The sequence below is a fragment of the Geodermatophilus sabuli genome (genome assembly GCF_900215145.1).
GTDB lineage: Bacteria > Actinomycetota > Actinomycetes > Mycobacteriales > Geodermatophilaceae > Geodermatophilus > Geodermatophilus sabuli.
Window position 1 is genome coordinate 205,953 of sequence record NZ_OBDO01000007.1, and the last position, 18,186, is coordinate 224,138.

At 73.9% G+C, this 18,186-nt stretch carries 12 protein-coding genes; 7 read left to right on the top strand and 5 right to left on the bottom strand.

Annotation, left to right across the window (positions count from 1 at the left end; genetic code table 11):
• The first annotated feature begins 141 nt into the window (after positions 1–141).
• The 5 genes from CRP39_RS16710 (at position 142) to CRP39_RS16730 (ending at position 11,336) form a co-directional block, all read left to right on the top strand.
• Positions 142–1,935 carry a glycoside hydrolase family 15 protein gene (locus CRP39_RS16710; protein WP_097207498.1) on the top strand — a complete coding sequence of 598 codons (1,794 nt, stop codon included), beginning with the start codon at positions 142–144 and terminating at the stop codon, positions 1,933–1,935.
• 58 nt (positions 1,936–1,993) lie between these two features.
• Positions 1,994–3,202, top strand: a complete 1,209-nt coding sequence (locus tag CRP39_RS16715) for an FHA domain-containing protein (protein ID WP_143426678.1) — start codon at positions 1,994–1,996, stop codon at positions 3,200–3,202.
• A 77-nt stretch (positions 3,203–3,279) separates the two neighbouring features.
• Entirely contained in the window at positions 3,280–4,095 is an 816-nt protein-coding gene (locus tag CRP39_RS16720) for a protein kinase domain-containing protein (RefSeq protein ID WP_172442481.1), read from the top strand.
• Positions 4,096–4,205: 110 nt separating this feature from the next.
• Complete coding sequence (locus CRP39_RS16725) at positions 4,206–7,679, top strand: ABC transporter ATP-binding protein (protein WP_097207501.1); 3,474 nt, start codon at positions 4,206–4,208, stop codon at positions 7,677–7,679.
• A gap of 228 nt (positions 7,680–7,907) precedes the next feature.
• Positions 7,908–11,336, top strand: coding sequence for an Hsp70 family protein (locus CRP39_RS16730; protein WP_097207502.1), 3,429 nt, complete (start codon positions 7,908–7,910; stop codon positions 11,334–11,336).
• On the opposite strand, the gene CRP39_RS16735 is transcribed toward CRP39_RS16730, so the two are convergent.
• From CRP39_RS16735 to CRP39_RS16745, 3 genes are read right to left on the bottom strand one after another with little or no spacing between them, the layout of a single operon-like run.
• Entirely contained in the window at positions 11,333–12,673 is a 1,341-nt protein-coding gene (locus tag CRP39_RS16735) for a phosphotransferase family protein (RefSeq protein WP_097207503.1), read from the bottom strand. The genes CRP39_RS16730 and CRP39_RS16735 overlap by 4 nt on opposite strands.
• 44 nt (positions 12,674–12,717) lie before the next feature.
• Positions 12,718–13,542 carry an ATP-grasp domain-containing protein gene (locus CRP39_RS16740; RefSeq protein WP_097207504.1) on the bottom strand — a complete coding sequence of 275 codons (825 nt, stop codon included), beginning with the start codon at positions 13,540–13,542 and terminating at the stop codon, positions 12,718–12,720.
• A complete protein-coding gene (locus tag CRP39_RS16745) occupies positions 13,539–14,516 on the bottom strand; it encodes an ATP-grasp domain-containing protein (protein WP_097207505.1) in 978 nt (325 codons plus the stop codon). Before CRP39_RS16745 ends, CRP39_RS16740 begins: the two co-directional genes overlap by 4 nt.
• Positions 14,517–14,806: 290 nt before the next feature.
• Here CRP39_RS16745 and CRP39_RS16750 point away from each other — a divergent pair, with 290 nt between their 5' ends.
• Entirely contained in the window at positions 14,807–15,583 is a 777-nt protein-coding gene (locus CRP39_RS16750; RefSeq protein WP_097207506.1) for a glycerophosphodiester phosphodiesterase, read from the top strand.
• Positions 15,584–15,666: 83 nt separating this feature from the next.
• Here the strand turns inward: CRP39_RS16750 and CRP39_RS16755 are convergent, their stop codons facing one another.
• Positions 15,667–16,746, bottom strand: coding sequence for an inositol-3-phosphate synthase (locus CRP39_RS16755; protein WP_097207507.1), 1,080 nt, complete (start codon positions 16,744–16,746; stop codon positions 15,667–15,669).
• A gap of 92 nt (positions 16,747–16,838) precedes the next feature.
• Positions 16,839–17,468, bottom strand: coding sequence for a PadR family transcriptional regulator (locus CRP39_RS16760; protein WP_097207508.1), 630 nt, complete (start codon positions 17,466–17,468; stop codon positions 16,839–16,841).
• Positions 17,469–17,634: 166 nt separating this feature from the next.
• Here CRP39_RS16760 and CRP39_RS16765 point away from each other — a divergent pair, with 166 nt between their 5' ends.
• Entirely contained in the window at positions 17,635–18,048 is a 414-nt protein-coding gene (locus CRP39_RS16765) for a DUF5318 family protein (protein WP_097207509.1), read from the top strand.
• The last annotated feature ends 138 nt before the right edge of the window (positions 18,049–18,186 follow it).

The following is an 18,186-nucleotide window of genomic DNA, read 5'->3' on the forward strand; positions in this document are numbered from 1 at the left end:
TGGACCTCACGGTAGTGGCCACGGCGGTCGCCAGGGCCTCTCGCGGCCCCCCGACGGCACTAGGCTGACCGTCCCGGTCGGATCCCGTCGCCTGCCCTGGCCCACCGCCGGGAGTGCTCCACGGGACGACGCGAGGCGCGGATGGCTGCTCTCATCGAGGACCACGGCATCATCGGCGACCTCCACACGGCCGCCCTCGTCTCCACCGAGGGCGACATCGACTGGCTCTGCCTGCCCCGGTTCGACTCCCCGTCGGTGTTCGCCTCGATCCTCGACGACGAACGGGGCGGCCGGTTCACCGTGCGGTGCGCCGGCGCCACGCGGGTCAAGCAGATGTACCTGCCGGACTCGAACGTGCTCGTCACCCGCTTCCTGGGCGAGCAGTTCGTCGGCGAGGTCGTCGACTTCATGGTGCCCCACGAGCAGGGGGCGACCAGGCGCGGCGCCAGCCAGCTCGTGCGGCTCGTGCGCGCCGTCCGCGGCCGGGTCGACGTCGACATCCGGTGCGCCCCCGCCTTCGACTACGCCCGGGCGCGCACCGAGGTGGACATCGTCGAGGGCGCCGGTGCCTTCTTCTTCTCCCCCCTGGCCCAGCTCGTCCTCCGGTCCACCGTCGCGCTGACCGCCGACGGGTCGGCGGCCGTGGGTCACGTGGTGCTCGAGGAGGGCGAGAGCCTCGCACTGGCGCTGTCCCGCTGGGGCTCGCCACGGCCGCTGGAGATGGCAGAGGTCCAGGACCTGCTCGACGCCACGCTCGGGTACTGGCAGCGGTGGATCCGCAGGTCCCGGTACCGGGGCCGGTACCGGGAGATGGTGGAACGGTCCGCGCTGACCTTGAAGCTGCTGGTCTACCAGCCCACCGGAGCGCTGGTGGCCGCACCGACCACCTCGCTGCCCGAGGCGCTCGGCGGCACCCGCAACTGGGACTACCGCTTCACCTGGGTCCGCGACGCCTCGTTCACGGTGTACGCGCTGATGCGGCTCGGCTTCACCGAGGAGGCCGGCGCCTTCATGACCTGGCTCGAGGCAAGGTGCATCGAGGCCAGCGCGGAGAAGGGCCTGCACATCCTCTACGGCATCGACGGGGACGTCGTGGGCTCCGAGTCGACGCTGGACCACCTCCGCGGGTACCGGGACTCGAGACCGGTGCGGATCGGCAACGGCGCTGCCCACCAGCTCCAGCTCGACATCCTCGGCGAGGTCATGGACTCGCTCCACCTGTACGACCGGAGCGGCCGACCGGTCTCCTACGAGCTGTGGACGGCGATGTGCCGCCAGCTCGACTGGCTCGAGGCGCACTGGGAGGAACCCGACTGCGGGGTCTGGGAGGTCCGCGGTCCCCAGCAGCGCTTCACGTACTCCACGCTGATGACCTGGGTGGCCTTCGAGCGGGCCGGCCGGCTCGCCCACCGGCGCGGGTTGCCCGCGCCGCGGACCCCCTGGCGCCAGGCGGCCGACCGCGCCTACCTGCAGGTCCAGGAGCACTGCTGGAACCCGGACGTGGGCGCGTACGTGCAGTACCCGCACTCGCGGACGCTGGATGCCGGGGCCCTGATGATCCCGCTGGTGGGCTTCACCGGTGCCGAGGACCCGCGCTTCCTGTCGACCCTGGAGCGGATCGAGGCCGAGCTGGTGACCGACAGCCTGGTGCACCGGTACCACACCGACGGCAGCGACGGTTTCGACGAGCCCGAGGGCACCTTCAACCTGTGCTCGTTCTGGTACGTCGAGGCCCTCACCCGGGCGGGACGCCTGGACCTGGCCCGGCACACCCTCGAGAAGATGCTGACCTACGCCAACCACCTCGGGCTGTACGCGGAGGAGATCGGCCCGTCCGGTGAGGCGCTGGGCAACTTCCCGCAGGCGTTCACGCACCTCGGCCTCATCCGCGCGGCGGTGAAGCTGGACCGGGCGCTGGCCGCCGCCGGTCGGTGAGACCGACGGACCCGCCCCGGGGAGCAGACCCAGGACACCTCGACACTGGCAGGTGAGCATGTCCGGGAGGGACTGGCCGCGGGTTCTGGTGCACCCGGGGACGGGTGTCGTCGACCGGCACGGCGACACCCTGCTCGTGGTGCCGGCGGTACCGGTGGCGGCCGGCCACCGTGTCCGTGAACTGCTCGATCTCTGCCACCGTCCGGACCCGACCGGCCGTGCCCGGGTCGACGCGCTGCGGGCCCTGGTCGGCCTGTGGCCCGCGGCGGAGGTGCCCGGCTTCGCGCTGCTGCTCCGTACCGGTGCCGCGCTGCGGGTCCTCGTCCACGGTCCGGTGCCGGTCCTCGTCGACGGCCGGCCGGTCGAGCAGCCGGGAGGCAGGGGCGCGGGGGTGGCCGAGCAGGTCCTCGAGGACGGCGCGTGGCACGAGGTGACGATCGCGGGGGACGGGGGCGCCCCGCCGCAGGACGTCGTCGACGTCCTGCCGCTCGACCTGGAGGCCGGCACCGTGCTGGGCTCCGGGGCCACCCTGCGGCGCGCCCCGGAGGGGTCGGCGCAGCGGCCGCCCGCCGTGCCGGTCGCGGTGTCGGCCGCCTCCGGGCTCCCGACGTCCACGACCCAGCTGCGGCCGGCCGTGCAGTTCCGCACCGTGCTGCTCGGCGAGTGCGCCGCCCGCGCGTCCGCCGGACGGCCCGCAGGACGGCGACGCCCGCCGCTGCCGGTCGTCGGCACGCCGGGCGAGGACGCGGCCGGCTCCGGGACGACGGGCCCCGAGGTCGTCGTGGAGGGCGTGCGCTGTCCCGCCGGGCACTTCACGGACCCGGAGCGCTCGACGTGTCTCCGGTGCGGGACACCGCTGCCGGCCGGCGGGCAGCGGGTGAGCCTGCCGAGACCTCCGTTGGGCGTCGTCGTCACCGACGGGGGGACGATCTACACGGTGACCGGGGACCTCGTCATCGGCCGGGAGGCGGAGCAGGCACCGGACGTGCTCGCCGGGTGGGCCCGTCCCCTGCCGCTGCGCGACGCGGCGCGCAGCACCTCCCGGGTCCACGCCCGGCTGACCGTCCGGGGGTGGCAGGTCCTGCTCAGCGACGAGCGGTCCGCCAACGGCACCCTCGTCAGCCGTTCCGGCGCGGCCGGCCCCTGGCTGCCGGTGACGCCGCACGCCCCGCTCGTCCTGGTGCACGGGGACCGCGTGCGGCTGGGCAAGCGGCAGCTCCTGTTCGACACCTGGCGGGAGGCGGTCGTGCCCCAGGCCTTCCGCTGAGGCACTGGAGGACGGGCACGGGAGGGTCGGGCACTGGAGGACGGGCACGGGAGGGTCGGGCACGGGAGGGTCGGGTCGTGGACAGGGTCGGGGACTACGTGTTCCTCCGGGAACTCGGACGGGGCGAGCACAGCCACGTCTACCTCGCCCGGACACCGCGGCGCCTCGGGATCGCGACGGACGCCGTCGCGGTCAAGGTCCTGTCCCTGCCGGGGACCGACGGGTTCGACGCCGTGGTCGACGACCTGACCCTCTTCGCGGGGCTGGGCTCACCCCACCTGCTCCCGCTGTACGACGTCGGGACGGACGCCGGGGTGGTGTTCTACGCGATGCGGTACCAGCCGCTGGGTTCGCTGTCGGCCCCTGCGCAGGAGCTGACGCGTCGGGAGCAGCTCCGGGCCGTCGCCGCCGCGGCCCGCGGCGCGCACGAACTCCACGAGGCGGGCCTCGCGCACCGCGGCATCGGACCCGCGAACGTCCTGCTCGACCGGGCCGGCGCCGTCCTGGCCGAGCCGGCCGTCGGGCACCTGCTCACCCACGGGCACACGCTCAGCGGTCTGGGCCCGCGGGCGCAGGCCGGTGGCCTGGAACTCGTCGACCCCCTGCTCATGCAGGGGCGTCCGGCGGGCCGGGCCAGCGACATCTGGTCGCTCGGGGTGACCCTGCACCTCGTCCTGACCGGGCACGGGCTGTTCCCCGCGCTGGTGTCCGCGGACCCGTTCACGGCGGTCCGGATCTACCTGCGGAGCCATCCGGAGCCGGGTGAGGACCTGACCGACGGCGAGCGGGCGGTCGTGGTCACGGCGGTGCACCCGGACCCGGCCCGCCGCTACCGCACCGCCGGAGACCTCGCCGACGCGGTCGAGGACGTGGCCCGGCGTCCCGGCGGCTGACCGGGAGGGGCGGGGCACCCGATCCGGTCCAGAACACGCGGCCGGGCCGCTAGCCTGGCGCCGCGCGACCGGTTCCCACTGGAGGAACGCGTGGCCAGATCCGGCCCGTCATGAGGGGCAGCGGCGATCTCCGTCGCACCCTGCGGCTGTTCGCGCGCTTCACCGCCGGGCAGCGGCGGGTCTTCCTGTACGCCACCCTGCTGCTGGCGCTCGAGGCGGTCACCGCCGTCGCGGTCCCCGACCTGATCAGCAAGCTGACCGACTTCCTCGTCGACGACGAGGAGCCGAGCTGGTTCGGGTTCACGGCCCCGACCGATGCCGCGGTCTACGTGATCGCGGCGGGGATCGTCGTGGCGACCGCGGTGAACAGCTCCTCGTCGTCGCTGGCGGAGATCCACCTGGCCAACGCCGGGCGGACGCTCGGGTTCAACCTCCGCGGCACGCTCTTCGCCCACCTGCAGCGGCTGCCCCTGGCCTTCCACCTCCAGCGCAGCACCGGGGACGTCCTCACCCGCCTCACCGGCGACGTCAAGGCCATGGAGGACTTCGTCGAGGACTCGGTCGGGGACATCGTGGGCAGCGTGCTGGTCCTCTCGGCGACGCTGTACTACCTGTTCGGCCAGTCCTGGGAGATCGGGCTCCTCGCGCTCGTCATCGTGCCGCTGCTCACGCTGGTCTCGAACCTGTTCGCCCGGCGGATCAAGGCCGCCTCCAAGCAGCAGCGGGCCAGCGAGGGCGAGCTGGCCTCCACGGCGCAGGAGATGCTGTCCGCGATCAGCCTCGTCCAGGTCTACGGCCGGGGTGAGACCGAGCAGCGGAAGTTCGCCCGGCAGAGCGGCGTGGCGCGGGACGCCATCCTGCGCACGGCGCGGCTGGAGGCCGTCTTCGGCTTCACCGTCGCCTTCATCGAGTCCGTCGGCATCGCGATCGTCATCCTGGTCGGTGCCGGCCTGGTGGCAGACGACTCGCTCACCGCCGGGGAACTGGTCGCGTTCATCCTGCTGATCCAGAACATGTTCAAGCCGATCCGCCGGATCATCAAGCAGTGGAACCGGGTGGCCGGGGTCTACGCCAGCGTGGAGCGGGTCAACGAGCTGCTCGACCTCCGGCCCACGGTGTTCGACTCCCCGGACGCGCGGCCGGCGCCGCCGCTGCGCGGGCAGCTCGCGTTCCGGGACGTCAGCTTCGCCTACCAGTCCCCGTCCGACGGACCCGACGGGTCCACGGGCCGGCTGGCACTGCAGGGCGTCCACTTCCAGGTGGTCGAGGGCGAGTCCGTGGCCCTCGTGGGGCACAGCGGGGCGGGCAAGAGCACGATCGCCCAGCTGGTCCCCCGGCTCTACGACCCGCACGTCGGCGCCGTCCTCATCGACGGCCACGACATCCGGCAGTTCACCCTCGACTCCCTGCGGGCGCAGATCAGCATGGTGCTCCAGGAGACGCTGCTGCTCCGCGGCACCGTCGCCGAGAACATCGCCTACGGTCGCGAGGGGGCCACCCGCGAGGAGGTCGTCGGCGCCGCCCAGCGGGCCAACGCCCACGACTTCATCACGGCCCTGCCCGACGGCTACGACACCGTCCTCGGCGAGCGCGCCGCGACCCTCTCCGGGGGGCAACGCCAGCGGCTGTCCATCGCGCGCGCGTTCATCCGGGACACCCCGATCCTGATCCTGGACGAGCCCACGACGGGACTGGACGCGGCCTCGGCCGCGCTCGTGGCCGAGTCCCTGCAGCTGCTGTCCCGCAATCGGACCACGCTCATCGTGTCGCACGACCTCAACCTGATCCGCGGGGTGGACCGCGTCCTGGTCATCTCGGCCGGCCGGGTCTTCGAGGAGGGCAGCCCCGAGGACCTGCTCGCGAGCGGCGGCCTGTACGCGGAGCTGTACGCCCACCAGTTCGGCGAGGCGACGGCCGCGGCCGTCGCGGGCTCGGCGGGCGACGGGACCGGTGAGCTCGTGGCCGCGGAGCGGGCCGCCGCCCTGTCCGAGGCCGAGGAGGAGGTGTCCGGGGCGGAACGGGTGGACGTGCGGAGGTTCGACACCGTCCTGGCCGAGGCGGTGCCACGACCGGCGACCCGGGAGCAGTTCCTCGCCGCCACCGGCTGGCCCAGCACGGTCGGGGTCCCCGTTCCCGGCGAGGTCGACCTGGACCCGCTCCGCTCCCCTCGCCTGACGCGGGCACTCCCCGGGCTGGCCGAGGCACTGAGCGGTCCGGCGATGGCTGCGCGCCTGCAGCGCGTGCTCGCCGACGACTGGGAACTGCTCACCTGTTCCCCCGGGAAGCCCTTCGTGGAACCGGGGCAGGGCGCCACGCTGCGGTACCGCCTGGACGTGCGACGGCGGGGTACGGCCGAGACCGTCGAGCACCTCGTCGCGGGACGGCTGTTCCCCACGGTGGAGGCCGCCGAGGAGTGGCGGGCGCAGCTCGACCCCCTGGCCGGGCGCCTGGCCGGCCGGGGCGACCTGAGCGCCTTCACCTGCCCCACGCTCCTGGTCCGGGAGCTGCGCCTGGTCCTGCACGCGTTCCCCGTGGACCCCGCGCTGCCGGGCCTGGGTCCCGCCACCGACCCGGCCCAGCTCGTGGCGCGGCTCGGGCCGCTGCTCGAGAGCTCGGTGCCCGGGCTCCGGCTCGAGGGCGTCCATGCCGACGTCGTGCGCTACCGGCGGCACGCCTGTGTGCTGCGGTACGAGCTGGCGTGGCACCTCCGACCCAGCGGGCGCAGCCTGAAGCAGGTCGTCTACGGCACGGTGTACGCGGACGGGCGAGGGCACCTCGTCGGTCCGGCCGTGACCGCGCTCCGGGACCGCCTGGAGGGGGCGCCGTCCCCCCTGCGGTTCCAGGTGCCCCGGTTCCAGGGCTACCTGCCGGACCTCCGGATCGCGTTGCTCGAGGCGATGCCCGGGTCCCCGCTGCTGCCGTCGGTGCTCCACGCTCCGTCGGGCGTGGCCGGCGAGCCGGCGTTCCGGGGACCGACTCCCGAGGAGGCGGTGGTGGCGTGCGCCCGGGTCGCCGCCGGCCTGCACCGGTCGTCGATCCCCGTGGGTCCCCCTCGCCCCCTCGCCGAGGAGATCGACGGCGTGCGGGCCGCCGTCGACGACCTCGCCCCGCTGGCCCCGGCGATGGCCGCGTCACTGCACCGCCACCTCGCCGGCATCGCTGACCTCGCCCGCGACGCACCGGGGCGGCCGGCCGTCGCACATGGGGACCTCCGGCCCTCGCGAGTCCTCTTCGACGGTGCCACCACCGGCCTGACCAGCTTCGACGCGGTCTGCCTCGCCGAGCCCGCGCTGGACCTCGGTGAGTTCACCGGGCGGCTCGCCGTGGCGCTCCGCACGACCCCGGGCGGAGCGGGGCCGACCGGGGACGACGGCCGAGAGCTCGAGTCCGCCTTCCTCCGCGAGTACACGCGGCTGGACGACGACACCGAGCCCGACGCCCTCGTCGCCCGGGTCGCTGCGTACCGGACGGTGTCGCTGGCGCGTCTGGCCGTCCGGAGCTGGTGCCAGCTCAAGCCGCAGCGGCTGCGGCCCGTGATGGCTCTTCTCCGGGACCCGCCACGTATCCGGAGCGGCGTTCCCTGACTCTGGACGGACGGGAGCACTGCTTAGATTGACACGCCGGGTGACGGAGTCCTATGAACGTGACAGAGCCGACCGCCGCGGCTCCCCCGCGTGCCGTGGTCCACACGGAGTGCACATGACCGGTCACCGCCGCCGAATCCCCTGGTGGGCGGCGCCCACTGCGAGCACCGTTGTGGCCCGTCACCGGAACCGCGACCGCGACTGGTGCGGCCGAGCGCTGGGGGATCGATGAACACCCACCAACCGGGCACGGAGATCGCCGGCTACCGGATCGAGTCCGTCATCGGTCACGGTGGCATGGCGGTGGTGTACCGAGCGGAGGACACGCGCCTCGGCCGCAAGGTCGCGTTGAAGCTCCCCACGCCGCAACTCGCCGACAGCGAGCAGTTCCGGCAGCGCTTCATCCGGGAGTCACGGCTCGCGGCGTCGCTGGACCACCCGAACATCATCCCGATCTACGAGGCCGGAGAGGCCGACGGACAGCTGTTCATCGCGATGCGGTACGTCCTCGGTGCCGATCTGAAGGCCCTGCTGGCCGAGCAGGGCGGCCAACTGCCCCTGGAACGTGCGCTGCGGCTGTTCAGCCAGGTCGGGAGCGCGCTGGACGCCGCCCACCGGGCGGGGCTCGTGCACCGCGACGTCAAGCCGGGCAACATCCTCGTCACCGCCGCGGAGCGCGCCCGTCCCCCCCACGACGACCACGTCTACCTCACGGACTTCGGGCTCACGAAGCGGGCAACGGAGCTGTCCGGGGGACTGACCGGCACCGGCCACTTCCTCGGCACCGTGGACTACGTCTCCCCCGAGCAGATCCAGGGCCGGCCGGTGGGTTCCGGCACGGACATGTACGCGCTGGGCTGCGTGCTCTACGAGTGCCTGACGGGGCAGCTGCCCTTCCGCCGGGACGACGACGCCGCGCTGCTGTGGGCGCACCTGGTCGAGACACCGGCCCCGGTCTCGGCGATCCGTCCCGAGGTCCCCGCCGCCGTCGACGCCGTGGTGGCGCGTGCCATGGCGAAGGCCCCGGAGGACCGGTTCGAGTCGTGCGAGGAGCTCCTGCAGGCGCTCGAGGGGGCCCTCCGGACGTCGGCACCCCCGCCGCCGCCGCCACCGCCGCCGCCGGCACCCCCGTATGCGCCGGCCGACCGGGGCCGCCGGACCACCGCGACGGTCACCGACCTCCCGGGACGCGCGCAGGGGAGCATGGGCTACAGCCTCGCGATCGACCTCGGGACGAGCTTCATCGCCGCCGCGGTCGCCGACGACCGCGGCCTGGAGATGTTCGGGCTCGGTGACGGCTCTCTCGTGGCGCCCGCCGCCGTCTACGTCCGCGAGGACGGCAGCCTCGTGACCGGTGACGCCGCGGCCCGTCGCGCCGTGAGCCGGCCCGACCGCGTCGCCCGAGAGATCAAACGGAACCTCGGCAACCCGACGCCGGTCATGCTCGGGGGCGCCCCGTACGGCGTCACCGACCTGCTCGGCGCACTCCTGCAGGACGTGCTGGTGCGCGCGGCCGATCGACAGGGCGCCAAGCCCGAGGTCGTCGCGCTGACCCACCCGGCCAACTGGGGCCCGTTCCGGAGGGGCCTGTTCGAGGACGTGGCCCAGTCCGCGGGCCTCACCGATCTCCTGTACACCACCGAGCCGGAGGCTGCGGCCGCGCACTACGCCTCCACCCGTCCGCTCGACGAGGGCGACGTCCTCGCGGTCTACGACCTTGGTGGCGGCACCTTCGACGCGACGGTCCTCCGCCGCACGCAGCACGGCTTCGAGATCGTGGGGACGCCCGAGGGCATCGAGCGACTCGGGGGCGCGGACTTCGACGACGCGATCTTCGCCCACGTCAACTACCTGGCCCGCGGGGCGCTGACCGAACTGGACCTGAGCGACCCGAAGACGGTCGTCGCCCTGGCCCGGCTCCGCCAGGACTGCACCCTGGCCAAGGAGGCCCTGTCGGTCGACGTCGAGGCGACCATCCCGGTGTTCCTGCCGCACCGCCACTTCGACGTCACGCTCACGCGCAGCGACCTGGAGGGCATGATCCGCGCCCCGATCGAGTCGACGATCGGGACCCTCGACCGGGTGCTCCGGGCGGCGCAGATCGACCGGACGACGATGGCTGCCGTCCTGCTCGTGGGCGGCTCCTCCCGGATCCCGCTGGTCGCCCAGATGGTCGCGGAGGCCTTCGGGCGGCCGACGGTCGTCGGCGCGCACCCCAAGCACACCGTGGCACTCGGCGCCGCCCTGCTCGCCGAGGCTCGCAGACGGAAGGTGCCCACCGCGCTCGTGGTCGGCGCCGCTACGCGGCGGACGGCGACCGGATCGGTGGTCAGCGACTACCGGCCGGTCGAACTGGTTCCACGTGGAACGCCGCAGTGGTCGCCGAGCCCGGCCGCACGGGCTCCCGCTCCGGTCGAGGCGGGCGCGGCCCCGGCGGTCACCGCAGCCGCCGCCCCGGCCCTGACCGAGGCGGCCACCGGCGGTCCACCGGTCCAGGCCCCCGGCCCCCGGGCCGGCGGCCCCTCCGGCGGTCCACCGCCACAGGGGCCCGCCCCGATCGGTCCCCCGCCGACGGCACCTCGACGGGCGGGGAAGAAGTGGGTCGCGCTCGTCGTCGGCCTGCTGGTCGTCGTCGCGGCCGGCGTGTTCGTCTACCTGAACCGGCAACCCGACGACCAGACCGCGGCGGACCAGTCGCCGACGGCCTCGGCGGAGGCGCCGGCGCCCGAGAGCCCGCCGGCCACGGCCGTCCCGATCCCGTCGATCGGTGCCACCATCCCCGTCGGGGAGACCCCGGGCTTCGTCGCCGCGGCACCGAACGGCCGGCACCTCTACGTCGCCAACCGGACGGCCGGGGTGGTCACCGTCGTCGACACGGCCGTGGACACGGTGACGGGGACCATCCCGATCGACGCCGGTCCCCCGCAGTTCATCGCCTTCAGCCCCGACGGCCGCCGGGCGTACGTGAGCGTGTGGGACGACGAGCGCACCATCGCGGCGGTCAGCGTGCTGGACACGACGACGAACTCGGTGGTCGAGACCATCCCCGTGGACACCCGGCCGTTCCTCTCGGCGGTGTCCCCCGACGGCGCGTCGATCTACGTGCCCAACCACGACACCGACAGCGTGTCGGTGATCGACACCGCCACCGACGACCTGGTCACCAACTTCCAGGTGGCGCCGAACCCGCACTGGGTGGCCTTCACGCCCGACGGGTCCAAGGTCTACACCGCCAACCACGACTCGAACGTCGTCTCGGCGATCGACCCCGCCGACAACACGGTCACCGCCGAGATCCCGGTGCCGACGAGCCCGCACAGCATCGCCGTGCACCCCACCCGGCCGATCCTCATCGTGGCGACCTACGACGCCGACTCGGCGTCCGTGATCGACACCGAGACGGACCAGGTGCTCACGACGATCCCGGTCGGCGCGTTCCCGCAGCACGCCGCGTGGTCGGCCGACGGCCGGTTCGCCTACGTCACGAACAACGAGGGCAACAGCATCTCGGTCATCAACGGTGAGACGTTCGCGGTCACGGCCACCATCCCCACCGGCGAGTCCCCCACGTCCTTCGCCGTCCTGGCGGACGGCAGCCGGGGCTACGTCAGCAACCTCCGCGACGGCACGCTGACCGTCCTCAACCTGGCCGGTTAGGCCTCCCTCGACCTGGCGGGTCGGGCCTCGGCCGGCGACCCGGGAGGCCCGGCGACGGCGAGGCAGCGGGAGGCCTCGTCGAGCACCGCGGCGACCTCTCCCGGGCGGGGGCTGTGCAGCCGGTTGGCCCGGCGCACCGCGATCTTGAGGAGCAGCGCGGCCTCGAACACGGGGGCGCGGCGGGCGATGCCCGCACAGGTGGCCGCGGACTCGCCGCGCTCGGCGAGGCGCTCGGCGTACGCCGAGAGGAACGCCCCGGCGGCCGCCTCGAACCACGCGCGCCGCCCGGCCCGGTGGTACCAGAGGCCCGCCGGCCGCAGGTAGGCGAGGAAGTACCCGACGTCGAGGGCGGGGTCGGCCAGGCAGAACTGGTCGAAGTCCACGAGGAACACCGAGCCGTCCCGGACCATCAGCTGGCTGGGCTTGTAGCTCCCGTGTCCCGGCCGGAGGGTGTCCGTCGGCAACGCCGCCAGGGCGGCGCACACCGCGTCGGTGACCGGCCGGGCCACCGGGACCAGGTCGGGGACGTACTGCTCGAGCAGCCGGGCGCGCTTGCCGGCCTTCCCGGCCTCCTCGACCCCCGTCCGCCGGCTGAGGCCACCGGTGTCGACGCCGCTGGTGTGCAGCTCGGCGAGGGCCCGGGCGGCCCGGCGGACCACCTCGAACGCGTCGTCGGACCCGGGGTGCACGACGTCCGGTCCGGAGTGCGCGGGCACGCGGTCGCGGCGGCTGCCGAGGTCCTCGGTCAGGGCCAGCGGCAACCCCGGCACCACGCCCAGGGGCCGGGCGGTCCAGGGGACCGCGGCCTGGTCGCGCAGCCGGGTCAGGAGGTCGTCGGCGGCCTGCGCCTCCTGGAGGTCCTGGTACAGCTTCGCGACGAGGGTGCAGGTCCGCGTGGCGTCGCCGGTCCCCGGTCCGCCGAAGCGCAGCCGGTAGCGGAGCACGCACCGGTTGCCCGGCTTGTACCGGACGGGCTCGGCGGCGACGTCCAGCAGCTGCCAGTCGGGGAGCACGTGGTGGGCCGCTCGCGCGGCCGACTCGAGAGCGGCGGCGAGGTCGGCGTGCTCGGACGGCGTCATCACGGCGTCCAGGTGCGGTAGCTCCGGGTCGTCCGGGAACGCCTGGACGGTGGAGCCGGACAGCGTGGCGCCGTCGGAACCCTCGAGCAGGGACCGCTCGTCGACGGTGACGGTGTAGACGTCGCCGGACCGGCCCGGGCCGAAGACCGCGACCAGCCCGCGTCCGGGCTTGCGCCGCAGGTAGCGCAGCGGGGGGCGGACCCGGTCGGTGCCCTGCCGGGCGAGGTACGCGTCGAGGGCCTCGGTCGCGCCGGTCACCCGCGGCCTCGCCGGACCGGTCCTCGCCGGTCCTGCCGGAGCGCTCATGCCGCCACCATCCCCGGAGCCATGATCGGCGACAGGAAGCGGAGCAGGGACTCCGCGGGCCCGCGGGCGCCGCGGAAGCCGGGGAAGGGGTTGACGTCCACCACCACGGGGTGTCCCCCGGTGATCAGCAGGTCGACGCCGTACAGCTGCAGGCCCAGGGCCGCTCCGGCGTCCCGTGCTGTCCGGGTCCAGTCCGCGGGGAGGTCGGCCGGGTCCAGGTGCTGGTCGGCGCTCTTGTCGATCGGCTCCAGGGCGCTGCGTCGCCGGGCGGCGGACAGGTCCGAGCCGATCACCCACACCTTGATGTCGAAACCGTCGTTGGCCGCGAACTCCTGGGCGACGACCGGTTCGTCGCCCCACTCGGCGAGCAGTTCGTCGAGCTCGGCACGGCCGGTCACCAGGCGCACGAGGTCGCGGCGGGAGCTGGTGCGGCTCTTGACGACGAGGGGCCACGGCAGCGCCGCACCGTCCGCGCCCAGGTCGCGCAGGGCGGGGACGGACCAGCTGCGTGGGGCCGGGACGCCGGCGCGGTCGAGGGCGTCGGCGGTGGCGGCGCGGTCCAGCGCCGTGGTGGTCGCGGCCGGCGGGTTCACGACCAGGCTGCCGGCGCGCTCCGCCGTCCGCGCGACCCGCCTGGCCTGCGGGGTGCGGGACTTGAGCAGGACGACGTCCGGCGGCTCCTGCAGGCCGGGTCCCCGGCCGTAGCCCGCGGGCAGGGTCCGGGTGTCGTGGACCGCGACCTCGTGCTCGCGGGCGAGCTCCTCCATCACGGCGGTCAGGACGGGGTTCGGGGACGACTCGGCGAGCAGGTGGATCCTCATGCCGTGGCCTCCATGGCGGCGGGAGCGGAGGTGGGGTCGATGGTGACAGCGGGAGCCGTGGTGGCGGCGAGGGCGGAGCGCCGGGTGACGCGCAGCACCGTGCGGGCGAGCTGTTCGGCGGCCCGGGGGACCCGGCCGAAGCTGGGGAAGTCGTTGACGTCCAGGACGACGTAGCCGTCCGGGGTCTCGACGACGTCGATGCCGTAGATGTCGAGGCCGAACGCGCGGCCCACGGCGAGCGCCAGCTCGCCCAGCTCGGGGGGGACCGGGATCTGCTCCTCGACGACCGCGGCGCCCGGGTGCAGCGGCGAGCGCTTCACCGTGGCGAACACCTCGTCGCCGGTGTTGTAGACCTTCAGGTCGTAGCCCGGGTTCGGCAGGTAGGGCTGGGCGAGCATGCGGGTGCTGTCGTCGACGTCCAGCCGGGCGAGCTCCTCGGGGCTGTCCACCCGGTGGACGTCCTTCAGGGAGCTGCCGTTGTTGGGCTTGACCACCAGCGGGTAGGCGTCGGCCGGGATCTGGTCGAGCAGCGCGGTGCGAGACGCGAACCAGGTCTTCGGGAAGGGGATGCCGGCGGCCCGGGCCCGGACGGCGGCGACGGCCTTGTCCCGCGCCAGGCGGATCGCACGGGAGTCGTTCACCGTCGTGAGACCGGCGGCAGCGGCGGCGTCGAGCAGGGTCTGGCCCGGGCCGTCGGAGACGGTCTTGAGCACGAAGGCGTCGTACCGCGTCGAGTCCGTGAAGAGCAGGTCCCAGAGGTCGGCCACCGTGCCGTGGGGTCGCAGCACGTCGACCTCGTGTCCCCACGACCGCAGCACGTCCACGACGGCACCCGGCATCACGTCGTTCTCGTAGCGCTCCTCGACGATGAAGCACAGCCGCGCCGGCGCGGTGAGCACGGACCCGTCGACCGTGCGGTGGACCGAGGAGATGCCGGTCCGCGTCACCTTGCGCTGCTGGCCCGTGCTGGTCATCTGACTCGCCACCCTCGGTGTGTCCCGGCCGCCGATCGGCGTGACACGACTCTCGATCCGGGAGGGAGCGGGACACAGGCATCCCAGGGGTGGTGCGGCGCCGCTCGGGGTGTGGACCTCCCCCACCAAGGTGGGGTCTGCCGGTGTTCGCGCCGGGCGGTGGCCACCAAGGTGGCCAGGGACGACACCTCGAGCGGTTCCCGACCACCCCTGCGGTCGCTACCCGGGCACCTCGCCGCGGCTGACCCTTCGGTCGACGCATCCCGCGGATCCGCAGAAGAGGTCAGTCCATGGACGAGAGCAACGGCTCCGGCCGCCAGGTGGCCGCCCTCCCGCAGGACCCCTTCCTGCCGTCGGGGCGCGACGACCGGGTCCGCGTGCTCGGGCACCGCGGGGCACCCGGGCCGGGCCGTCCGGACAACTCCGTCGCGGCGGTGACCGAGGCCCTGCTCCGGGGCGCGGACGGCGCCGAGGTCGACGTCTGGCTGACCGCCGACGGCACGCTGGTGTGCTCACACGACCCGGTCGTCGCCGGGCCCGGCCGCAGCGCCCTCGCGACGCTGCCCGAACTGCTCGCCGCCGCGCAGCAGCCCGCCGGCGTCCGGCTGGTCGTCGAGGCCAAGCCGGTGTCCGACCCGGTCGTCGCGGCGCGGACCGCGACCGCCCTGGCCGACGACCTGAGTGCCTCCGCCGGTGGCGCCGCCCTCACCCTCTCGTCCTTCGACCCCGCCCTGCTCGCGAGGGTCCGCGCGGCCTGCGCCGACCTGCCCGTGCGCACCGCGCTGCTCGGCGACCGGTCGGCTCCGGCCGCCGTGGTCGTGCAGCGCGCGCACGAGGACGGGCACGACGAGGTGCACCTCCCCCTGGCCGGCGTCCTGCGCATGCCCGAGGTCGTGGCGCGGGCGCGCGACCTCGGCCTGTCCGTGACGGTGTGGACGGTCAACGCCCGACCCGCGCTGCGGTGGGTCGCCGGGCTCGGCGTGGACGCCGTCATCACCGACGACGTCGTCACCGCGCGGAGGGAGCTGGACCGGGCGGCGGCTGTCCGGGAGACGGTCGCCGCCTGACGTGCCGCACCCCCGCCTCCCCCGTGCTCGGCACGGGAGGGGACGGGGGTGCGGTGTGTGTGCGGCCCTCTGCAGGACGGCCGTTACCTCTCGATGTCGCCGCGGATGAAGGCCTCGACGGCGTCGCGGGCCTCGCTGTCGTCGTACTGCACGGGCGGGCTCTTCATGAAGTAGGAGGACGCCGAGAGGATCGGTCCGCCGATGCCCCGGTCCTTGGCGATCTTCGCGGCGCGGACGGCGTCGATGATGATGCCGGCGGAGTTCGGCGAGTCCCAGACCTCGAGCTTGTACTCCAGGTTCAGCGGGACGTCGCCGAAGGCGCGGCCCTCCAGGCGGACGTAGGCCCACTTGCGGTCGGACAGCCACGGCACGTGGTCCGACGGGCCGATGTGCACGTTGCCGGCGCCCATGTCGCGGTCGACCTGGCTGGTGACCGACTGGGTCTTGGAGATCTTCTTGGACTCCAGGCGCTCGCGCTCGAGCATGTTCTTGAAGTCCATGTTGCCGCCGACGTTGAGCTGCATGGTGCGGTCCAGCTGGACGCCGCGGTCCTCGAACAGCTTGGCCAGCACGCGGTGGGTGATGGTGGCGCCGACCTGGCTCTTGATGTCGTCACCGACGATCGGCACGCCGGCGGCGGTGAACTTGTCGGCCCACTCCTGGGTGCCGGCGATGAAGACCGGCAGGGCGTTGACGAACGCGACGCCGGCGTCGAGGGCGGCCTGGGCGTAGAACTCGGCGGCGTGCTGGGAGCCGACGGGCAGGTAGCAGACGAGGACGTCGGCGCCGGAGTCGCGCAGCGCGGCGACGATGTCGACGGGCTGCTCGTCGGACTCCTCGATCGTCTCGCGGTAGTACTTGCCGAGACCGTCGAGCGTGGTGCCACGCTGCACGGTCACACCCAGCGGGGGGACGTCGCAGATCGTGATGGTGTTGTTCTCGCTGGCGACGATGGCCTCGGACAGGTCGCGGCCGACCTTCTTCGCGTCGACGTCGAACGCGGCCACGAACTGCACGTCGGAGACGTGGTACTCGCCGAAGCGCACGTGCATGAGCCCGGGCACCGAAGCGGTCTCGTCGGCGTCCCGGTAGTAGTGCACGCCCTGGACGAGCGACGCGGCGCAGTTGCCGACGCCGACGATGGCGACCTTGACAGATCCCACAGGGGTCTCCTTCTTGTCGGACCGCGAACGGTCGATGAGCGGACCGGGGGCGGTCCTGCGGTGTTCGAGAGGTGGCGGCGCTCCGCCCGGGCTCAACCCGGGGGCGGTGGCGTCGTCGCGGGGGGTGGGTCGGCGTCCCCGCTGCTGGGGCCGTCGGTCCGCCGCTGTCCGCTGTCGGTCAGCTCCTGGTCGATCAGCTCGGCGAGCCAGCGGACCTCCCGGTCCACCGACTCCAGGCCGTGGCGCTGCAGCTCGAGGGTGTAGCGGTCGAGACGCTCGCGGGTCCTCGCCAGTGAGGCCCGCAGACCCTCCCGCTGCTGCTCCACGGTGCGGCGGCGGCCCTCGAGGATCCGCAGCCGCACGTCAGCGGCGGTGTGCCGGAAGAACGCCAGGCGGACGCCGAAGAGACCGCCGTCGTCGTACGCCTCGGGGCCGGCCTGGCTGACCAGCTCGTGGAAGCGCTCCTTCCCCTCCGCGGTGATCGTGTAGACCACCTTCCCGCGCCGGCCGGTGAGCGCCGGAGCGTCGGCCGGCAGCGGTGCCCGCGGGTCCGGCTCGTCGGTGACGACGTAGCCGGCCGCGTGCAGACGCTTGAGCGCGGGGTACAGCGAGCCGTAGGAGATGCTGCGCAGCCCGCCGAGCACCTGTGCGAGCTGTTTGCGCAGCTCGTAGCCGTGCATCGGCGACTGGTGCAGCAGACCGAGGATGGCGAGCTCGAGCACGTCGCCTCCCCTTCGCCCACGGTTCGATGTATCGAGACGATACATCGACGGGTGGCCGGGACGACACCGGCGGGGATCGCGGACGGCCCGCGGCGCGGCGGCGGGTGACCGCGCCGGCGGCTCCGGGAGCCCTGACGGCGTCGACCCCGGTGCGTACATTGGCGCCGTGCCCGGACGACGTTCCGTCGTGGACTACTCGCTGCAGCGGCGGTCGGTCCTCGCCGACGTGTACGCCGGCCGCACGGGGCTCTTCGAGGTCTGCGACGCCAGTCCGTACCTGTCCCGGGCGGCCAAGTACCACGGTGAGCCGACCGACGTGCCGTGCCCGGTGTGCCGCAAGGAGCGGCTGACCCTGGTCAGCTACGTCTACGGTGAGCACCTCGGGCCGACGGCCGGGCAGGCCAAGACCCAGACCGAACTCGCCCGCATGGACGCGGCGCAGGAGGAGTTCTCCGTCTACGCCGTCCAGGTGTGCCGCGGCTGCGGGTGGAACCACCTGGACTGCTCGTACGTCCTCGGGAACGAGCCGGAGCCGGGGCGCTCGCCCCGCCGCACCCGCCGGCGCGCGGCGACGGAGTAGTCGCCGCGCCGGGGAACAAGTCACCCCGGTTGACCCTTCCGTCTCATGGGACCGCTGTGGGACGGCGCTGCCGCGGGTCCTCCCCCGCTCCCACAGCTGAAGACGACACCCTGAGCGCGGGACGCCCTCGTCCCGCCC

Coding starts and splice junctions, on each gene's coding strand:
- CRP39_RS16710 (WP_097207498.1), top strand. CDS start 142: ATGGCTGCTCTCATCGAGGACCACGGCATCATCGGCGACCTCCACACG.
- CRP39_RS16715 (WP_143426678.1), top strand. CDS start 1,994: ATGTCCGGGAGGGACTGGCCGCGGGTTCTGGTGCACCCGGGGACGGGT.
- CRP39_RS16725 (WP_097207501.1), top strand. CDS start 4,206: ATGAGGGGCAGCGGCGATCTCCGTCGCACCCTGCGGCTGTTCGCGCGC.
- CRP39_RS16730 (WP_097207502.1), top strand. CDS start 7,908: ATGAACACCCACCAACCGGGCACGGAGATCGCCGGCTACCGGATCGAG.
- CRP39_RS16740 (WP_097207504.1), bottom strand. CDS start 13,542: ATGAGGATCCACCTGCTCGCCGAGTCGTCCCCGAACCCCGTCCTGACC.
- CRP39_RS16745 (WP_097207505.1), bottom strand. CDS start 14,516: ATGACCAGCACGGGCCAGCAGCGCAAGGTGACGCGGACCGGCATCTCC.
- CRP39_RS16750 (WP_097207506.1), top strand. CDS start 14,807: ATGGACGAGAGCAACGGCTCCGGCCGCCAGGTGGCCGCCCTCCCGCAG.